Origin of the sequence: Ramlibacter paludis, from assembly GCF_022012305.1 — a bacterium.
GTDB lineage: Bacteria > Pseudomonadota > Gammaproteobacteria > Burkholderiales > Burkholderiaceae_C > Ramlibacter > Ramlibacter paludis.
In genome coordinates, this window is the sequence record NZ_JAKLTM010000002.1 from 142,256 (window position 1) to 157,838 (window position 15,583).

Sequence of the window (15,583 nt, forward strand, 5' to 3'; positions counted from 1 at the left end):
GATGGATTCGCAATTCGGCCTCGTCAACCTCTGGAACCAGGGCGACATCGTCACCCGCGCGGTGGCGCTGCTGCTGCTGGGGATGTCGCTGGCCTCCTGGATCGTCATCATCATCAAGGTCCTGGACCTGCGCCGCTACGCCGGCCAGTCGCGCAAGATCGAAAGCTTCTGGCACGCGGCCGACTTCGCCGACGGCCTGAACAAGCTGGGCACCGATCCGGCCAACCCGTTCCGCAACCTCGCCCTGGAAGGCCGCGAAGCCTCCGCGCACCACAACGCCCAGGCGCAGCTGCACGATTCGCTGAGCGCCAGCGACTGGATGACGCGCACGCTGCGCAACTCCATCGACGAAGCCACCGCGCGCATGCAGTCCGGCCTCGCCGTGCTGGCCTCGGTGGGCTCCACCGCGCCCTTCGTCGGCCTGTTCGGCACGGTCTGGGGCATCTACCACGCGCTGCTGTCGATCAGCGCCGCCGGCCAGGCGACCATCGACAAGGTGGCCGGCCCGATCGGCGAGGCGCTGGTGATGACGGCCCTGGGCCTGGCGGTCGCCATTCCCGCGGTCCTGGGCTACAACGCGCTGGTGCGCGGCAACAAGGGCGTGCTGGGCAAGCTCAATCGCTTCGCCCACGACATGCACGCCTACTTCGTGATGGGCTCGCGCGTTTCGGCCGCCGGCGCCGCCGCCCGCGTCGTGCCCATGAAGAAGGGCGCCTGAGCATGGCCTTCGGCACCACGGACGACACCGACGAGGTGATGAACGAGATCAACATGACGCCCATGGTGGACGTCATGCTGGTGCTGCTGATCATCTTCATCATCACCGTGCCGGTGATGAAGCACGCGGTCAACATCGACCTGCCGCGCGCCAGCAATACGCCGCAGCAGGTGAAGCCGCAGACCATCCGGCTCTCCGTGAATGCCGCGGGCGAGTACTACTGGAACGAGCAGCGCGTGTCCGAACAGGAGATGGAGCTGCGCCTCAAGGCCGAGGCCGCGCGCCTGCCGCAACCCGAGCTGCACATCCGCGGCGACAAGGATGCGCGCTACGAGCTGGTGGCGCAGGCGATGGCCGCGGCGCAGCGCTCGGGGCTGCAAAAGATCGGCTTCATCACGGAGCCGAAGGCGCCATGAAAACGGCCGGCGAACGCCCGGAGCCGGCCGGCGAACGGAACGGGCCGGAAACCGATCCGAACCGGCCGCAGCCGCTTCCCAGCGAGCAATTGCTGCAAGGCCGCCGGCTGGTCGAGATCTCGCACAACGGCGAGGTCTACCGGCTGCAGGCCACGCGCCTGGGCAAGCTCATACTGACGAAATAGGCGGCTTCAAAGCCCCAGCGCCGCGATGCCGGCGCGCGCGACCTGCGCATCCTCGGTCGACTTCACGCCGCTCACGCCGACGGCGCCCATGCACTGGCCGTCCTTCACGATCGGAACGCCGCCTTCCAGCATGCCTTGCAGCGCCGGCGCCGACAGGAAGGAGACGCGGCCGCCGTTGATGATCTCCTCGTAGACGCGGCTTTCGCGCCGGCCCAGCGCCGCGGTCTGCGCCTTCGCCGGCGCGATGTGGGCGGAAACGGCGGCGGCCCCATCCAGGCGCTGCAGCGCCAGCAGGTGGCCACCGTCGTCGACGATGGCGATGGTGACGGCCCATTTGTTGGCCAGAGCTTCGGCTTCGGCGGCAGCCATCACGGCTTTCACGTCGGCCGCTTCGAGAAAATGCTTGGTTTTCATGATCTGTCGGGGAAAACGCGAAGCATAGCGCCCGCGTTCCGGGCCATCTGGCCGAATCCGCTTGAACCAACCTAGAATGCGCCCATCTAACGGCTGTGTACAGCCCCAGGAGATGTCCATGAACGATAGCGTCGAGACGGTCCAGACCCTAGGCTACGGCGAAGTTGCCTCGCTGGAGCAGCGCAACAAGGTCCTGCGCAACACCTACTGGCTGCTGGCCCTGAGCCTGATCCCCACCGTGCTGGGTGCCTGGCTGGGCGTGGCGACCGGCATCACCCGCAACCTCACCGGCGGCATCGGCCTGATCGTGTTCCTGGGCGGCGCCTTCGGCTTCATGTACGCCATCCAGAAGACCAAGGATTCCGCCGCCGGCGTGGCGGTGCTGCTTGGCTTCACCTTCTTCATGGGCCTGATGCTGTCGCGGCTGATCGCGATGGTCCTGGGCTTCAAGAACGGCACCGGCCTGGTGATGACGGCATTCGGCGGCACCGCCGGTGTGTTCTTCGTGATGGCCACGCTCTCCACCGTGATCAAGCGCGACCTGTCCGGCATGTCCAAGTGGCTGTTCGCCGGCGCGCTGGTGATCATGATCGGCGCCATCGTCAACGTGTTCATCGGCTCCACCACCGGCATGCTGGTGATCAGCACGCTGGCCATCGGCCTCTTCAGCCTGTACATGCTGTACGACCTGAAGCAGATCATCGACGGCGGCGAGACCAACTACATCAACGCCACGCTGGCGCTGTACCTGGATCTGTTCAACATCTTCCAGAGCCTGCTGATGATCCTGGGCATCACGTCCGGCGACGACTGAGCGCGTCGCGCACCAGGAAAAAGGGGCCTCCGCGGCCCCTTTTTCATTGGAGATCGAACACCGCGATCGACTCCACGTGCGCCGTGTGCGGGAACATGTTCACCACCCCCGCCGCGCTGCAGGCATAGCCCGCCTGGTGCACCAGCAGGCCCGCGTCGCGCGCCAGGGTCGCCGGATTGCAGCTCACGTAGACGATGCGCTTGGGCGGCTTCCAGGCCCCGCGCAAGGATGGGTCCTGGTGCAGGTCGGCCAGCGCCTTGGCCAGGGCGAAGGCGCCCTCGCGCGGCGGATCCACCAGCCAGCGGTCGGCGTGGCCGTCTTCCACCAGCTGCTGCGGCGTCATCTCGAACAGGTTGCGCGCGGCGAAGGTGGTGGGCGCCAGCGGCTGCTCCTGCGCATTCAAGGCGTAGTTCTCGCGCGAGCGCGCCACCAGCGCCTCGCTGCCTTCGATGCCCAGCACCTCGCCGGCACGCGTGGCCAGCGGCAGCGTGAAGTTGCCGAGCCCGCAGAACCAGTCGATCACGCGTTCCTGGCGCTGCGGCGCCAGCAGGCGCAGCGCGCGGTCGACCAGCACGCGGTTGATGTGCGGGTTGACCTGCGTGAAGTCGGTCGGCCGGAACGGCATGGTGATGCCGAACTCCGGCAGCGCGTAGTCCAGCGCATCGCCGCCTTCATCGAGCAGCTTGACCGTGTCCGGCCCTTTCGGCTGCAGCCACCACTGCACGCCGGGATGTTCCACCGCGAAGGCGCGCAGCTTCGCCAGGTCACCGGCGCTGAGCGGTTCCAGGTGGCGCAGCACCAGCGCCGTGACGCGGTCGCCGCAGGCCAGCTCGATCTGCGGGCAGGTCTCGATGGCGTCCATGGATGCGATCAGCGCGCGCAGCGGCAGCAGCAGGTCGCTGACGTGCGCCGGCACCACGTGGCATTCCTTGATGTCGGCGACGTAGCGGCTCTTGCGCTCGTGGAAGCCCACCAGCACCGCGCCCTTCTTGCGCACGTGGCGCACGCTGAAGCGCGCGCGCCAGCGGTAGCCCCAGCCCGGCCCCTCGATCGCCGGCAGGATCGTGTCGGCCTTGACCTTGGACAGGTGCCACAAGTTGTCCTCGAGCACGCGCTGCTTGATCGCCACCTGCGCGCCCAGGTGCAGGTGCTGCATCTTGCAGCCGCCGCAGGCGCCCTCGTGCAGGCCGAAATGCGGGCAGCGCGGACGCACGCGCTGCGCCGACTCGCGGTGCACCTCGACCAGCGAAGCCTGTTCCCAGTTGTTCTTCCTGCGGTGGACGTTGACCGTCACCAGTTCGCCGGGCAGCGCGCCGTCGACGAACACCACCTTGCCGTCGGGCCGCCGGGCCACGCCCTGGGCCTCGATGTCCAGCGATTCGATTTCCAGCCAGCCCTCAGGCAGCGCCGGCCGTTCCTTCTGTTCCGTCATGCCCCGATTGTCTCAGGCCGGCGTCGCCGGCCGACGAGTCCGTGCAGGCGGACGCCAGGGCCAGCGTGCAGAAGGCCAGGCGCAGGAAGCGGCGGATCAGCCCCATGCCGCCAGGTACTCCTGCCAGTGCGGCTCGTCGGGCGCCAGCGCGCCCAGGCTCTGCTTGACGAAGGCGATCTCCTGCTCGTATTCGGCCTCGGTGAAGCCGCAGCGCATCTTCTGGAAGCGGCAGTACAGCAGGTAGGTGTTCATGACGTCGGTTTCGCAGTAGCGCCGGATCTCGTCCAGCTTGCCTTCGCGGTAGGCGTTGAACACCTGCGAGCCGTCCATCCCGAGCTTGCCCGGGAAGCCGCACAACTTGGCCATGGCGTCCAGCGGTGCGCTGGCACGCGGCTGGTACATCGCCAGCAGGTCCATCAGGTCCAGGTGCCGCATGTGGTAGCGGCTGATGTAGTTGTTCCACTTGAACTCGCGGTCGTCTTCGCCCATGTCCCAGTACTTGCCGGCCACGACGCCGTGGCGCAGGCCCCGGTAGTGCAGCACCGGCAGGTCGAAACCGCCGCCGTTCCAGCTCACCAGCTGCGGCGAATGCTTGTCGATGGAATTGAAGAAATTCTGGACGACCTTGCCTTCGCTCTTGTCGTCCCGGTCGACGAAGGAGTGCACGCGCAAGCCCTCGGCGTTGCGGAATACGCAGCTGATGACCAGGATGCGCTGCAGGTGCAGCGGCATGAAGTCGCTCTTGCCTTCGTCCTTGCGCTCCTGCGCCCACTGGGCGTAGACGGCGGCGTCGTCCAGGTCCGGAGGCGCCCCGCGCAGGGTGCGCAATCCGGCGACGTCAGGGATGGATTCGATGTCGAAAACAAGTACGGGCCACGGCATGGCGGCACTGTACAGCACCTACAGCAAGGCTTCCTTGTCGATCCCGCTGCGCACCATGTGGCGCTTCAGCTTCATGAGCGCCTCGTTCTGGATCTGCCGCACCCGCTCGCGCGTGAGCCCGAGGCGGTCGCTCAGGACTTCCAGCGTTTCCGGTTCGCGGTCGTGCAGGCCGAAGCGGCCTTCCAGCACCTCCTTCTCGCGGTACGAGAGGGCGTCGATCCAGCTGGCGAGCAGCCGCTCGACCTCGTGGTTCTGCGTCACGCCGGTCGGGTCCAGCGCCAGTTCGTCGGCCATGAAGTCGCCCAGCGTGTGCTCGTCGTCCGAACGCTCCACCACCGCGTCCAGCGACTTGGGCGTTTCCGCCATCGCCAGCAGCTGCGCCACCTCCTGCACGTCGCGCCCCAGCAAGGCCGCCACGTCTTCGACCCGCACGCCGTCGCCCTCGACGCCATTGCGGCCCATGGCGAAGGCCGGATCGTTCTCCAGCGTGCGGCGCGCGCGCAGCACCTGCTGCAGTTCGCGCACCACGTGCACCGGCAGGCGGATCACGCGGCCCTGGTTCATCACCGCGCGCTCCACCGCCTGGCGGATCCACCAGGTGGCGTAGGTGGAGAAGCGGAAGCCGCGTTCGGGTTCGAACTTGTCGATGGCGTGCATCAGGCCGAGGTTGCCTTCCTCGATCAGGTCCGACAGCGGCACGCCGCGCCCGAGGTAGCCCTTGGCGATGCTCACCACCAGCCGCAGGTTGTGCTCGATCATCGACTGGCGGGCGGCGAAGTCGCCGGCCCGCGCGCGGGTCGCCGTCTCGAATTCCTCTTCGGCGGTGAAGAGCGTCGTGCGGCGCACGTCGCGCAGGTACAGGGTGAGCGTGTCGCTGGACTCGCCGGCGAATTCCTTCGCCATGTCGCGCAGCGGCGGCAGTTCGACGCTGGCCGGCTCCGCCGCCGGCTCCGACTCATCCGCAACGGGCCTGTCCGCATCCTGCCGGGCGCCCTCGGGCGTCGCAGGATCGTGGCCGTTGCGGCGTTTCATGGCTACCTCGCTGGCAGGTACCTGCTCGGGTCGACGGGCTTGCCCTGCCGACGGATTTCGAAATGCAGCTTGACGCGATCGGCATCGCTGGAGCCCATCTCGGCGATCTTCTGGCCCTTGCGGACCGACTGGTCTTCCTTCACCAGCAGCGACTGATTGTGCGCGTATGCGGTGAGGTAGGTGTTGTTATGTTTGAGGATGATCAGGTTGCCGTAGCCGCGCAAGCCCGCGCCGGCATAGACCACGCGGCCGTCGGCCGCCGCCAGCACGGGGTCGCCCGCCTTGCCACCGAGGTCCAGGCCCTTGTTCTTCTGCTCGTCGAAGCCCGCCAGCACGCTGGTGCCCGCGGCCGTGGGCCAGGCCCAGGCGACTTCTTCCTCGGCCGGCACCGGCGCAGTGGTGCTGGCCGCCGACGACGAGGGCCGCGGCGCGCTGGCTGCAGTGGCTGCGCTGGCGGCCGCAACCGGGGCCGATGCGGCGGATGCCGGCGGCATCGTCCGCGGCGCGGCCGTTTCCACCGCGCCCGGCGGCACCACGCGCAGCACCTGGCCGACCTCGATCACGTTCGGATTCTCCAGGCCGTTCCAGCGCGCGATGTCCTTCCAGTTCTGGCCGGACTCCAGCGCGATGCGGATCAGCGTGTCGCCGGGCTTCACCGTGTAGTAGCCGGCCTTGCCCGCGTTGTCGTTCACGGCCGGGGCCGGAGCCGTCGCGACACGGCCCGGTTCCACCGGGGCGCCATGCCGCGCAGTGCGGTCTTCCACCGGCGCGGGCGTGTGCCGCGGCGACGCGCACGCCGCCAGCAAGGCGCACGCCATCGCGGCGCCCGCCCATTTCCATCCGCGCCCTTGGGCCAGCAACATCGTCTTGTTCCTCATGCAACGCCCGATTTTAGGGGGACAAAGTGGACCGACTCCAGCACGGAGTGTTTCAGTTGACCGGCGGCCTTCTCCACCACCACCAGCGCCTGCTGTCCGCCGGGGCTCACGACGGGCGCCACGATGCGGCCGCCTTCGGCAAGCTGATCGGTCCACGCCGCAGGCAGCGCCTCGCCGCCGGCCGCGGCAATGATGCCCGCATAGGGTGCGCCCTTGGCGTAACCCACCATGCCATCGCCGAACAGCAGGTGCACGTTCGGCAGGCGAAGGTGGCGCAGGTTCTCGCGCGCCTTGTCATGCAGGCCGCGCAGGCGCTCCACGCTGTACACCTCGGTGGCCACGCAGCTCAGCACCGCGGCCTGGTAACCGCAACCCGTGCCCACTTCGAGCACGCGACCGAGCTTGCCCTGCGCGTCGGTGCGTCCGGCCAGCAGCAGCTCGATCATGCGCGCCACCACGTTCGGTTTCGAGATGGTCTGGCCCAGCCCGATCGGCAGGCTGGTGTCTTCGTAAGCCTGGTTCGCCAGCGCCGTGTCCACGAAGCGGTGCCGCTCCACCGTGCCCATGGCGGCCAGCACGCGCGGGTCGCTCACGCCCTGGGCCGCCAGCTTCTGCACCATGCGCGCGCGCACGGCCTGCGAGGCGAGCCCGACACCCGTGGGCGATGCGGCGACGGCAGGCGCGGCCGCGCGCGGCGCCGCGGGCCGGGCCGGCCCGCCATCGAGCCGGGCGGGAAAGGAGGGGCGGCGCGTCATCAACTGCCCTTGGCCAGCTGCGCGGCCGACTGGCCCCAGTACCGCAGCGCCTCGTGGTCGGTCAGGTCCACCTTCAGCGGCGTGATCGTCGGGTGGCCTTGCAGCGAAGCGTGGAAGTCGGTGCCCTCGGCATCGTCCTTGGCCTTGCCGGCGCCGCCGATCCAGTACATGGTGTCGCCGCGCGGGCTGGTCTGCGAGATCACCTTCTCCGCCGCATGCCGGCGCCCGAGGCGGCAGACCTTGAAGGGCTTCAGCGCCTCGAACGGCAGGTTGGGGATGTTGACGTTCAGCAGCCAGTGCGCGCCGTCGGTGCGATGGTGTTCGGCGAGGTACTGCACCAGCTCCCGCGCCTTGCGCGCCGCTGCGTCCAGGTGGCCCCAGCCCTTTTCCACCTGCGAGAAGGCGATGGCGGGCACGCCGAACAGGTAGCCTTCCATGGCGGCGCCGACGGTGCCGGAATAGATCGTGTCGTCGCCCATGTTGGCGCCGTTGTTGATGCCGCTCACCACCAGGTCGGGCTTGTAACCGAGCAGGCCGGTCAGCGCGATGTGCACGCAGTCCGCCGGCGTGCCGTTCACGTAGCGAAAGCCGTTGGCCGCTTCGGTGACATAGAGCGGCGCGTTGAGCGTCAGCGCATTCGACTTCGCGCTGTTGTTGTGCTCGGGGGCGACCACCTCCACCTCGCCGAGGTCGCGGATCGCCTCGTACAGCGCCACGATGCCGGGCGCCTGGTAGCCGTCGTCGTTGGAGAGCAGGATCTTCATCTTGCGAGGATTGTAGGGTTCGCGGTCACGGCCGGGACAAGGCAGCATCGCGCCGTTTGCCTATCATTCGGCGCATCACGATTCGGAGCGTTCCCATGCATGCCTGGCTTTGCGAAAACCCCGTCGGCGTCGAAGCGCTGCAATGGAAGGAACTGCCCACGCCGCAGCCCAAGGCCGGCGAGGTGCTGGTGGAGATCAAGGCGGCCAGCCTGAACTTCCCCGACCTGCTGATCGTGCAGAACAAGTACCAGATGAAGCCGGCCCTGCCCTTCGTGCCGGGTTCCGAGTACGCGGGCGTGGTGGCCGCCGTCGGCGAAGGCGTGACGCAGCTGAAGGTGGGCCAGCCGGTGGCCTGCCTCTCGGGCACGGGCGGCTTCGGCACCCACACGATCGCGCCGGCTGCCTTGTGCATGCCGCTGCCGCCGGGCTTTCCGTTCGTGGATGCGGCCGCCTTCATCATGATCTATGCCACTTCGCACCACGCCCTGGTGGACCGCGCGCAGCTGAAGGCCGGCGAGACCGTGCTGGTGCTGGGCGCGGCCGGCGGCGTCGGCACCGCGGCGATCCAGATCGCCAAGGCCGTGGGCGCGAAGGTGATCGCGGCGGCCTCTTCCGCCGAGAAATGCGCGCTGTGCAAGGAGATCGGCGCCGACGCCACCATCGACTACAGCCAGCATGCGCCCGGCCCCGCCCTGCGCGAGGCGATCAAGGAAGCCACCGGCGGCAAGGGCCCGGATGTGATCTACGACCCGGTGGGCGGCGATTTCGCCGAACCCGCCTTCCGTTCCATCGCCTGGCGCGGTCGCTACCTGGTCGTGGGCTTCGCCGCCGGCCCCATCCCCAGCCTGCCGCTGAACCTGGCGCTGCTGAAGGGCGCCTCCATCGTCGGCGTGTTCTGGGGCGACTTCGCGCGCCGCGAGCCCAAGGCCAATGCGGCCATGATGGGCGAGCTGGCGCAGTGGTACGCGCAGGGCAAGGTCAAGCCCGTGATCGACCGCACCATGCCCATGGCCCAGCTCAAGGAGGCTTATGCGCACATGGGTTCGCGCGGCGTCAAGGGCAAGCTGGTGATGGTGAACTGACCCTGCCGCGGCGCGCGCGGCGACCATGCCCCGGCTCGCGCTATAATCGCCGGCTCACGGTGGCTGTAGCTCAGTTGGTAGAGTCCAGGATTGTGATTCCTGTTGTCGTGGGTTCGAGTCCCATCAGCCACCCCAGTGAATCTTCGTGAAACGGCCCCCAGCGGGCCGTTTTCGTTTTGCGCGTCAGGCGATGCAGCTGTCCGCGGCCACGGCGGCCGGGATCCACTGCGGCTCGAAATACGCCCGCCCGTCCTTGCTCAGGCCCGGCCGCCAGTACCTGCAGCCCTCGAAGAAATAGTGCGTCACCTGCGACAGGCGGCTGAGCGACATGTCGCGCTGGGCGGCGCCGCCGTGCAGCACGTTGGCCGACCACACGATCATCTGGCCCTTCTTCAGCAGGCCGTAGCGCGGGGCGAAGCCGTGCCTCGCGATCGTGGCTTCGATGTAGTCCTCGTACGCGCGGTAGTGCGCGTAGTCCGGCGGCAGCCCCATGTCCTCGAAGTTCATCTCCGGCAGGTCCTGGCTGCCGGGGTAGTACACCAGCGGCCCCTGGTCGGGACCGATGTCCTCGAGCGCCAGCCACACGCCGCACATCATGCCGAACGGTTCGCTGTTGAAGTGGATGGAGTCGGAATGCGCCCGTTGCTGCGTGCCCCGCGGGAAGTTGAGCGTCTGGAAAGGCCGCGGGGTCGCGCCGTAAAGCTGGGCCAGCACTTCGAGGATGGGATCGAAGGTGGCGGCCGCCTGCACGTTGGGCGCCGCGCGCCAGGCGTCCTGCACGCGGCCCTCGCGGTAGTCGGCCAGCAGCTGCTGCGGCAGGCGTTCCAGGTCCGCGGTGATGCCATCGAGCACTTCGTCGGCCAGGCCGCTCTCCAGGACCACGATTCCGTCCTGGCGAAAGGTCGCGACCTGGGCGTCGGACAACCGCCCTTTGTGCTCGTTCCCATTCAACGCGGACTCCCTGCTTGGCAAGAGCTACCGATCTTACCGGCTGGTCCCCGCGCACGCTGTACCCAATCTCAAGCTGTTGCAACAGTCCTCTTCTTCAACAGCGGCCCGACGAAGCTCCATGCCAGCAGCAGTAGCGCCACGGTCACCAGCGTGCCGACCAGCCCGTTGCCGTAGAAGATGCCCAGCGAGCCGTCGGAGAGCAGCATCGACTGGCGGAACGCGTCCTCGGTCTTGTCGCCCAGCACCATGGCCAGGATCAGCGGCGCGATCGGGTAATCGAGCTTCTTGAACACGTAGCCCACCACGCCGAAGACCAGCGCCAGGTAGACGTCGAACATGCGGCCGCCGATGGTGTAGGCGCCGATCAGGCAGACCACGACGATCAGCGGGCCGATGATGGCGAAGGGCGCGCGCAGGATCGCCGCGAACAGCGGAATGGTGGCAAGCACCAGCACGATGGCCACCACGTTGGCCATGTACATCGAGGCGATCAGGCCCCAGACGAAATCGGCCTGCTCGGTGAACAGCATGGGACCCGGCTGCAGGCCCCAGATCATCAGGCCGCCCATCATCACCGCCGCGGTGGCGGAACCCGGCACGCCAAGCGCGAGCATGGGCAGCAGCGCCGAGACGCCGGCCGAGTGGTCGGCGGCCTCGGGCGCGACCACGCCTTCCGGCTCGCCGTGGCCGAAGTTGTCGCGCCGCCTGGAGAAGCGCTTGGCGATGCCGTAGGACATGAACGAGGCCGCGGTCGGCCCGCCGGGCGTGATGCCCATCCAGCAGCCGATGATGGTGGAGCGCACCAGCGCCCAGGCGTGCCCCGGCATCTCCTTGGCCGCGTTCCACACCGTGCGCCAGCTCATGCGCGCATGCAGGCCCTGGAAGGACAGGCCCTCTTCCACCGTCACCAGCAGCTCGCCGATGCCGAACAGGCCGACCACCGCCGCGAGGAAGGACACGCCGCCCACCAGGATGTCGGTGCCGCCGGTCAGGCGCATCTCGCCCGACACCGTGTCGGTGCCCACGCCTGCGAGGATCAATCCGAGCAGCAGCGCCGCGATCGTCTTCAGCGGCCGGCCGCCGCTCATGCCGGCATAGCTGCAGAACGTGAGCAGGTAGACCGCGAAGTATTCGGCGGGACTGAACTTGAGCGCGAAGTCGGCGATGGCATTGGCCACCAGCGTCACCACGATCACGCCGGCCAGCGCGCCGAAGCCCGCCGAGAGGAAGGCCACGGCCAGCGCACGGGCCGCATCGCCCTTCTTCGCCATCGGATGGCCGTCAAAGGTCGTCGCGACCGACGAAGGCTCACCCGGGATGTTGAACAGGATCGAGGTCGTCGAGCCGCCGAACAGCGCGCCCCAGTACATCGAGGACAGCAGGATGATCGCGGCCACCGGCGTCATGGTGAACGTCAGCGGCAGCAAGAGGGTCACGCCATTGGGCGCGCCCAGGCCGGGCAGCACGCCGACCAGGATGCCGAGCAGCACGCCCGCGATCATCAGCGAGACGTGGTACAGGCTGAAGGCGGTGTCGAAGCCGCCAGCCAGCAGTTGCAGTTGGTGCAGCATGGAATCAGAAACCGAGCCAGGTCTCGATCGGTCCCTTGGCGAGGGGCACGCCGAACCAGATCTCGAAAGTCAGGAAGAACAGCAGGCTGGCCACCACGCCCAGCGCGATCGCGCGCAGCCAGCTGAAGCGGCCATGCGTGCGCGCCATGTACGCGAGGTAGACGGCGCCGGTGAGGTAGACGCCCAGGAAGGCCATGGCGATCGCCATCACGATGGTGGGCAGCAGCAGCGACAGGCTGCGCGCCAGTTGCTCGCGCGTGGCGAAGGGCTCGCCCGCCGGGCCGCGCACCGCCTGCAGCAGCAGCAGCGCGCTGACCACCAGCAGCAGCACGCCCAGGCGCAGCGGAACGTAGCCGGACTGCGGGCCGGTGGCGGCCCAGCCGGTGTTCAGCTGCAGGCTGCCGGCGATGACGGCGGCGGCAAACAGCCCCAGCGTGGCGGCGGTCGCGATCTCCAGCGTGCGGCGCGTGGCGGCCATGGAATCAGTCCTTCAGCAGCCAGCCGTCCTGGCTGAACTGCACCTTGTGGTTGGCCTTGTCGTTGGCGATGTAGCGCGCCAGCTCGGTGCCGGTCACGAACATGTCGGTCTGCAGGCCCTTCTGCAGCCACTCCTTGAACTCCGGCTTCTCGCGCACCTGCGCCATCAGCTTGCCGTAGTAGGCCGACTGTTCCGGCGTCAGGTCGCCCGCGGCCCACACCGTGCGCGGCATGCGGAATTCATCGATGGCGATGCCCTGCTCCTTGCAGGTGGGGATGTCGTTCCAGCCCATGTCGGCGGTGACCTTGTCCTTCAGCGGCAGGCGGTTCTTGCTGAAGACGCACAGCGGACGCACCTTGCCGGCGCGCCAGTGCGACACGTTCTCCGAGGGGTTGTTGGTGTTGGCCTCGACGTGGCCGCCGGCCAGCTGCACCGCGACCTCGCCGCCCGACTTGAAGGGCACGTAGGTCATGGTGGTGCCGGTGGCCTTCTCGATCTGGCGCGTGAGGATGTGGTCGGTGTCCTTGGATTGCGCGCCGCCCATCTTGAAGCCGCCGTTCTTGGCCTTGGCCGCGGCGACCAGGTCCTTCGCCGTCTTGTACGGGCCGTCGGCATAGGACCAGAGGATGAATTCGTCGGCGGCCATGATCGCCACCGGCGTCAGGTCGTCGATGCTGTAGCCCACCTTGGTGATCATGGGCATCAGGTAGGCCAGGTTGGTGGAGAACACCAGCTTGTTCGGGTCGCCCTTGGCCGCCTTCGCATAGATCAAGCCTTCGGTGCCGGCGCCGCCGCTCTTGTTGCTCACGACCACGGCCACCGGCATCAGCTTGTACTTCTGGATGATCGACTGCACCACGCGCGCGAACTGGTCGGTGCCGCCGCCGGGGCCGGCGGTGACGATGAATTCGACCGGGCGCGTCGGCTTCCAGTCGGCAGCGGCCGCCGCGAAAGGAGCGGAGGCGGCGGCGGCCAGGGCCACGGCAGCCAGGGCGAACGAAGTGGACATGCGGTTCATGGTTTGTCTCCTGTGGAATGTCAGTTCTTGGCGGCGGACAGCATCGCGTCCTGGCGGCGGCGCAGCGCCAGCAGTTCGGAGCCAGCATCGATCGCGATGTCGTCGAAGCAGACCGGCTGGCCCGCGGCCACGTCGCGCACCAGCCGCTTGTTGGCGGCCAGGTAGAAAGGCACGGGCACGCCGGCGCCCAGCGCCGCGGCGGGAATCAATTCGGCGGTGGTGCCGTCCATGGTGTGGTGGTGGCCGCCCATTTCCAGCAGCGCGCCGGCCTTGAGCGGCCGCGTCGCGCGCGCCACCAGGTCCAGCACCGGCTGCGGCTGCTGCGCGCCACTGGAGCGGCCCAGCACCGCCGCATCGAGCACGCTGGTAGCCGCCTCCAGCCCCAGCAGGTGGCGCGGGATCGGCAGCATCGCGTGCTTGCCGTCGCGGCTCATGATGTGGCCCTTGCCCGCCAGCAGCTGCCAGGTCTCGGCGTCGTCGCAGCGCACGACGACGAACACGCCCCCGGCCAGGCTCACTTCGTCGGGCGCGCGCAGGCAATGGAAGACGTCGAGGGTGCCGGCGTTGGCCAGCAGGCCGCCGGCGCCCTTCGGGACGAAGGCCGTCGGCACTTCGGCGATGCGCAGGATGGGGGCATGCAAGGCCTTGGCGTCCGGCTGCATGCCGGTGGAGTTGGCCACCACCAGCAGCTCGCACAGGTCGGGCACGGCGCGCTGCGGCAACTCGGCGCAGGCTTCGGCGCGGGCCTTGGCCAGACCGGCAATGTCGCGCTCGCCGAGCGACCACAAGGAGTCGAAACCGGCCACCGGGATGGTGCGGCCGTTGCTCGAGATCGTGCCCTTGGCAGCGTCGTAGACGAAGTCGTATTCGCTCGACTTGCCCGCCGCCACCACCTCCAGGCCGAGCGTGCGGGCCCAGGTGACCAGGCCGATCAGCAAGGCGGGCTGGTCGCCATCGACCGGCGTCACCACGCGCTGCTTCGCTTGCGCCAGGCGCGCCAGCTCGGGGCCGACCACGCTGTCGACTTCCTTCGAGGCCATGGCCACGTGCAGGCCGGCCTCGATGGCCAGCCGCGCATGGCGCGCGCCCGCTTCCGGATGGCCCGTCGCCTCGACCAGCAGGTCCAGCGGCAGTCCGAGCACCACGGCGACGTCGGCCGCGGCGATGTGCTGGCCACGCTCCCAGGCCGCGCTTGCCTGTTCACGCGTTTCGCAAACGGCGATGCGGTCTTCCGCCAGACCGATGGAACGCAGCGCCGCGGCGGCGATGGAAGCCTCGCGGTCGACGGCGACGCGGGCGTTGATCAGGGGGATGCGCAGGGCCTGCGCCAGGAAGCTGCGGCCGAAACCGCCGCTGCCGACCACGCAGGTCTCGACCGGCCGCGTGGCGCTGGCGTAGTGCGTCAGATGATTCATGGCCGGCAGTATTGCATGCAATATTGGCTGATCTGGTACGTGATTTCCCCGATTCGCGTGGTCTAGGCCGTTGATTGCATTCAGTTCAAAATACCGTCCATGAATGCCCTGCTGGAAGACCGCGGCACCCGCACCGTCGTCGCGGCCCGGAAATTGCGCGAACTGATCGTGTCGGGCGAGCTCGCGCCCGGCCAGCGCATCACGGAGCGCTTCGTGGCCGACCACCTGGACGGCATGTCGCGCACGCCCCTGCGCGAAGCCTTCAAGATCCTCGAGGCCGAAGGCCTGGTGAAGATCGAGCCGAACCGCGGCGCCGTGGTGACGGCCCTGTCGGTGGACGAAGTGGAAGCGGCGATCGAAGTGCTGATCGGCCTGGAGACGCTGGCCGCCGAACCGGCCTGCGAGCGCATCACCGATGCGGAAGTCGCGGAAGTGGAGTCGCTGCACGCGCGCATGGCGCGGGCCTACCGCGAGGGCGACCTCATGGCCTACTTCAACCTGAACCAGGCCATCCACCAGAAGATCGTGGACGCGGCGCGCAACCCGGTGCTGTCACGCATCTATGCCAGCGAGTGCGCGCGCATCCGGCGCTACCGCTATGCCGGCAACCAGCAGAACGAGCGCTGGGGCCGCGCGGTGCACGAACACGAGGGGATTCTCGACGCGCTGCGCGAGCGCGCCGGCGCGATGCTGCGCGAGACCTTGCGCCAGCACCACCGCCGCGGCTGGGTGGCGTCGCGGCGGGTATTGGAGTCGCGCGCGTGAACGCGCGCGACTG

General features: G+C 68.5%; 18 protein-coding genes and 1 tRNA gene. 7 read left to right on the forward strand and 12 right to left on the reverse strand.

All coding sequences use genetic code 11. The annotated features are described in order from the left end of the window. Position 1: 1 nt before the first annotated feature. Genes LZ009_RS07360 through hemP form a run of 3 tightly spaced genes read left to right on the forward strand, consistent with a single transcriptional unit; the run spans position 2 to position 1,319 of the window. Entirely contained in the window at positions 2-718 is a 717-nt protein-coding gene (locus LZ009_RS07360) for a MotA/TolQ/ExbB proton channel family protein (protein WP_275697261.1), read from the forward strand. Between the two features lie 2 nt (positions 719-720). After that, a complete protein-coding gene (locus tag LZ009_RS07365) occupies positions 721-1,134 on the forward strand; it encodes an ExbD/TolR family protein (RefSeq protein ID WP_275697262.1) in 414 nt (137 codons plus the stop codon). Continuing rightward, positions 1,131-1,319 (forward strand): hemin uptake protein HemP, encoded by a 189-nt coding sequence (gene hemP, locus LZ009_RS07370; protein ID WP_275697263.1) that lies wholly within the window; start codon positions 1,131-1,133, stop codon positions 1,317-1,319. Before LZ009_RS07365 ends, hemP begins: the two co-directional genes overlap by 4 nt. A 6-nt stretch (positions 1,320-1,325) precedes the next feature. Here hemP and LZ009_RS07375 read toward each other — a convergent pair whose 3' ends face one another. Beyond that, positions 1,326-1,733, reverse strand: a complete 408-nt coding sequence (locus tag LZ009_RS07375; RefSeq protein WP_275697264.1) for a GlcG/HbpS family heme-binding protein — start codon at positions 1,731-1,733, stop codon at positions 1,326-1,328. Between the two features lie 118 nt (positions 1,734-1,851). Here LZ009_RS07375 and LZ009_RS07380 point away from each other — a divergent pair, with 118 nt between their 5' ends. Beyond that, positions 1,852-2,547 carry a Bax inhibitor-1/YccA family protein gene (locus LZ009_RS07380; protein WP_275697265.1) on the forward strand — a complete coding sequence of 232 codons (696 nt, stop codon included), beginning with the start codon at positions 1,852-1,854 and terminating at the stop codon, positions 2,545-2,547. A 43-nt stretch (positions 2,548-2,590) separates the two neighbouring features. Here LZ009_RS07380 and rlmD read toward each other — a convergent pair whose 3' ends face one another. The 6 genes from rlmD to surE form a co-directional block, all read right to left on the reverse strand. Next, complete coding sequence (gene rlmD, locus LZ009_RS07385) at positions 2,591-3,979, reverse strand: 23S rRNA (uracil(1939)-C(5))-methyltransferase RlmD (protein ID WP_275697266.1); 1,389 nt, start codon at positions 3,977-3,979, stop codon at positions 2,591-2,593. 96 nt (positions 3,980-4,075) lie between these two features. Next, positions 4,076-4,861 carry a 3'-5' exonuclease gene (locus tag LZ009_RS07390; RefSeq protein WP_275697267.1) on the reverse strand — a complete coding sequence of 262 codons (786 nt, stop codon included), beginning with the start codon at positions 4,859-4,861 and terminating at the stop codon, positions 4,076-4,078. A gap of 18 nt (positions 4,862-4,879) precedes the next feature. Beyond that, positions 4,880-5,893 (reverse strand): RNA polymerase sigma factor RpoS, encoded by a 1,014-nt coding sequence (rpoS, locus tag LZ009_RS07395; RefSeq protein ID WP_430300206.1) that lies wholly within the window; start codon positions 5,891-5,893, stop codon positions 4,880-4,882. Between the two features lie 2 nt (positions 5,894-5,895). Continuing rightward, positions 5,896-6,756: a peptidoglycan DD-metalloendopeptidase family protein gene (locus LZ009_RS07400; RefSeq protein WP_275697903.1), complete on the reverse strand. Its 861-nt coding sequence runs from the start codon at positions 6,754-6,756 to the stop codon at positions 5,896-5,898. 11 nt (positions 6,757-6,767) lie between these two features. Then, positions 6,768-7,526, reverse strand: coding sequence for a protein-L-isoaspartate(D-aspartate) O-methyltransferase (locus LZ009_RS07405; RefSeq protein WP_275697268.1), 759 nt, complete (start codon positions 7,524-7,526; stop codon positions 6,768-6,770). Beyond that, entirely contained in the window at positions 7,526-8,290 is a 765-nt protein-coding gene (gene surE / locus LZ009_RS07410) for a 5'/3'-nucleotidase SurE (RefSeq protein ID WP_275697269.1), read from the reverse strand. The genes LZ009_RS07405 and surE overlap by 1 nt, the downstream gene beginning before the upstream one ends. A 95-nt stretch (positions 8,291-8,385) precedes the next feature. On the opposite strand from surE, the gene LZ009_RS07415 reads away from it, so the two are divergent. Next, positions 8,386-9,372, forward strand: a complete 987-nt coding sequence (locus LZ009_RS07415) for an NADPH:quinone oxidoreductase family protein (protein ID WP_275697270.1) — start codon at positions 8,386-8,388, stop codon at positions 9,370-9,372. 59 nt (positions 9,373-9,431) lie between these two features. Next, positions 9,432-9,507: transfer RNA gene (locus tag LZ009_RS07420), tRNA-His, on the forward strand. A gap of 48 nt (positions 9,508-9,555) precedes the next feature. Here LZ009_RS07420 and LZ009_RS07425 read toward each other — a convergent pair. The 5 genes from LZ009_RS07425 to LZ009_RS07445 form a co-directional block, all read right to left on the reverse strand. Continuing rightward, positions 9,556-10,296: a phytanoyl-CoA dioxygenase family protein gene (locus LZ009_RS07425; protein WP_275697271.1), complete on the reverse strand. Its 741-nt coding sequence runs from the start codon at positions 10,294-10,296 to the stop codon at positions 9,556-9,558. Between the two features lie 95 nt (positions 10,297-10,391). Further along, the gene (locus LZ009_RS07430) at positions 10,392-11,891 is read right to left on the reverse strand and encodes a tripartite tricarboxylate transporter permease (RefSeq protein WP_430300249.1); all 1,500 of its coding nucleotides are present in this window, start codon (positions 11,889-11,891) and stop codon (positions 10,392-10,394) included. A gap of 7 nt (positions 11,892-11,898) precedes the next feature. After that, on the reverse strand, positions 11,899-12,372 hold the full coding sequence (locus tag LZ009_RS07435) for a tripartite tricarboxylate transporter TctB family protein (protein ID WP_275697273.1): 474 nt from the start codon (positions 12,370-12,372) through the stop codon (positions 11,899-11,901). Between the two features lie 4 nt (positions 12,373-12,376). Continuing rightward, complete coding sequence (locus LZ009_RS07440; RefSeq protein WP_275697274.1) at positions 12,377-13,390, reverse strand: tripartite tricarboxylate transporter substrate binding protein; 1,014 nt, start codon at positions 13,388-13,390, stop codon at positions 12,377-12,379. A gap of 20 nt (positions 13,391-13,410) precedes the next feature. Then, on the reverse strand, positions 13,411-14,805 hold the full coding sequence (locus LZ009_RS07445) for an NAD(P)H-dependent oxidoreductase (protein WP_275697275.1): 1,395 nt from the start codon (positions 14,803-14,805) through the stop codon (positions 13,411-13,413). 99 nt (positions 14,806-14,904) lie between these two features. Here LZ009_RS07445 and LZ009_RS07450 point away from each other — a divergent pair, with 99 nt between their 5' ends. Further along, the gene (locus LZ009_RS07450; RefSeq protein WP_275697276.1) at positions 14,905-15,570 is read left to right on the forward strand and encodes a GntR family transcriptional regulator; all 666 of its coding nucleotides are present in this window, start codon (positions 14,905-14,907) and stop codon (positions 15,568-15,570) included. Positions 15,571-15,583: the final 13 nt, after the last annotated feature.

Bases quoted from the DNA above. Each gene is read 5' to 3' on its own strand.
- LZ009_RS07360 (WP_275697261.1), top strand. From the start codon at position 2: ATGGATTCGCAATTCGGCCTCGTCAACCTCTGGAACCAGGGCGACATC.
- LZ009_RS07365 (WP_275697262.1), top strand. From the start codon at position 721: ATGGCCTTCGGCACCACGGACGACACCGACGAGGTGATGAACGAGATC.
- hemP (WP_275697263.1), top strand. From the start codon at position 1,131: ATGAAAACGGCCGGCGAACGCCCGGAGCCGGCCGGCGAACGGAACGGG.
- LZ009_RS07375 (WP_275697264.1), bottom strand. From the start codon at position 1,733: ATGAAAACCAAGCATTTTCTCGAAGCGGCCGACGTGAAAGCCGTGATG.
- LZ009_RS07380 (WP_275697265.1), top strand. From the start codon at position 1,852: ATGAACGATAGCGTCGAGACGGTCCAGACCCTAGGCTACGGCGAAGTT.
- rlmD (WP_275697266.1), bottom strand. From the start codon at position 3,979: ATGACGGAACAGAAGGAACGGCCGGCGCTGCCTGAGGGCTGGCTGGAA.
- LZ009_RS07390 (WP_275697267.1), bottom strand. From the start codon at position 4,861: ATGCCGTGGCCCGTACTTGTTTTCGACATCGAATCCATCCCTGACGTC.
- rpoS (WP_430300206.1), bottom strand. From the start codon at position 5,893: ATGAAACGCCGCAACGGCCACGATCCTGCGACGCCCGAGGGCGCCCGG.
- LZ009_RS07400 (WP_275697903.1), bottom strand. From the start codon at position 6,756: ATGTTGCTGGCCCAAGGGCGCGGATGGAAATGGGCGGGCGCCGCGATG.
- LZ009_RS07405 (WP_275697268.1), bottom strand. From the start codon at position 7,526: ATGACGCGCCGCCCCTCCTTTCCCGCCCGGCTCGATGGCGGGCCGGCC.
- surE (WP_275697269.1), bottom strand. From the start codon at position 8,290: ATGAAGATCCTGCTCTCCAACGACGACGGCTACCAGGCGCCCGGCATC.
- LZ009_RS07415 (WP_275697270.1), top strand. From the start codon at position 8,386: ATGCATGCCTGGCTTTGCGAAAACCCCGTCGGCGTCGAAGCGCTGCAA.
- LZ009_RS07435 (WP_275697273.1), bottom strand. From the start codon at position 12,372: ATGGCCGCCACGCGCCGCACGCTGGAGATCGCGACCGCCGCCACGCTG.
- LZ009_RS07440 (WP_275697274.1), bottom strand. From the start codon at position 13,390: ATGAACCGCATGTCCACTTCGTTCGCCCTGGCTGCCGTGGCCCTGGCC.
- LZ009_RS07445 (WP_275697275.1), bottom strand. From the start codon at position 14,805: ATGAATCATCTGACGCACTACGCCAGCGCCACGCGGCCGGTCGAGACC.
- LZ009_RS07450 (WP_275697276.1), top strand. From the start codon at position 14,905: ATGAATGCCCTGCTGGAAGACCGCGGCACCCGCACCGTCGTCGCGGCC.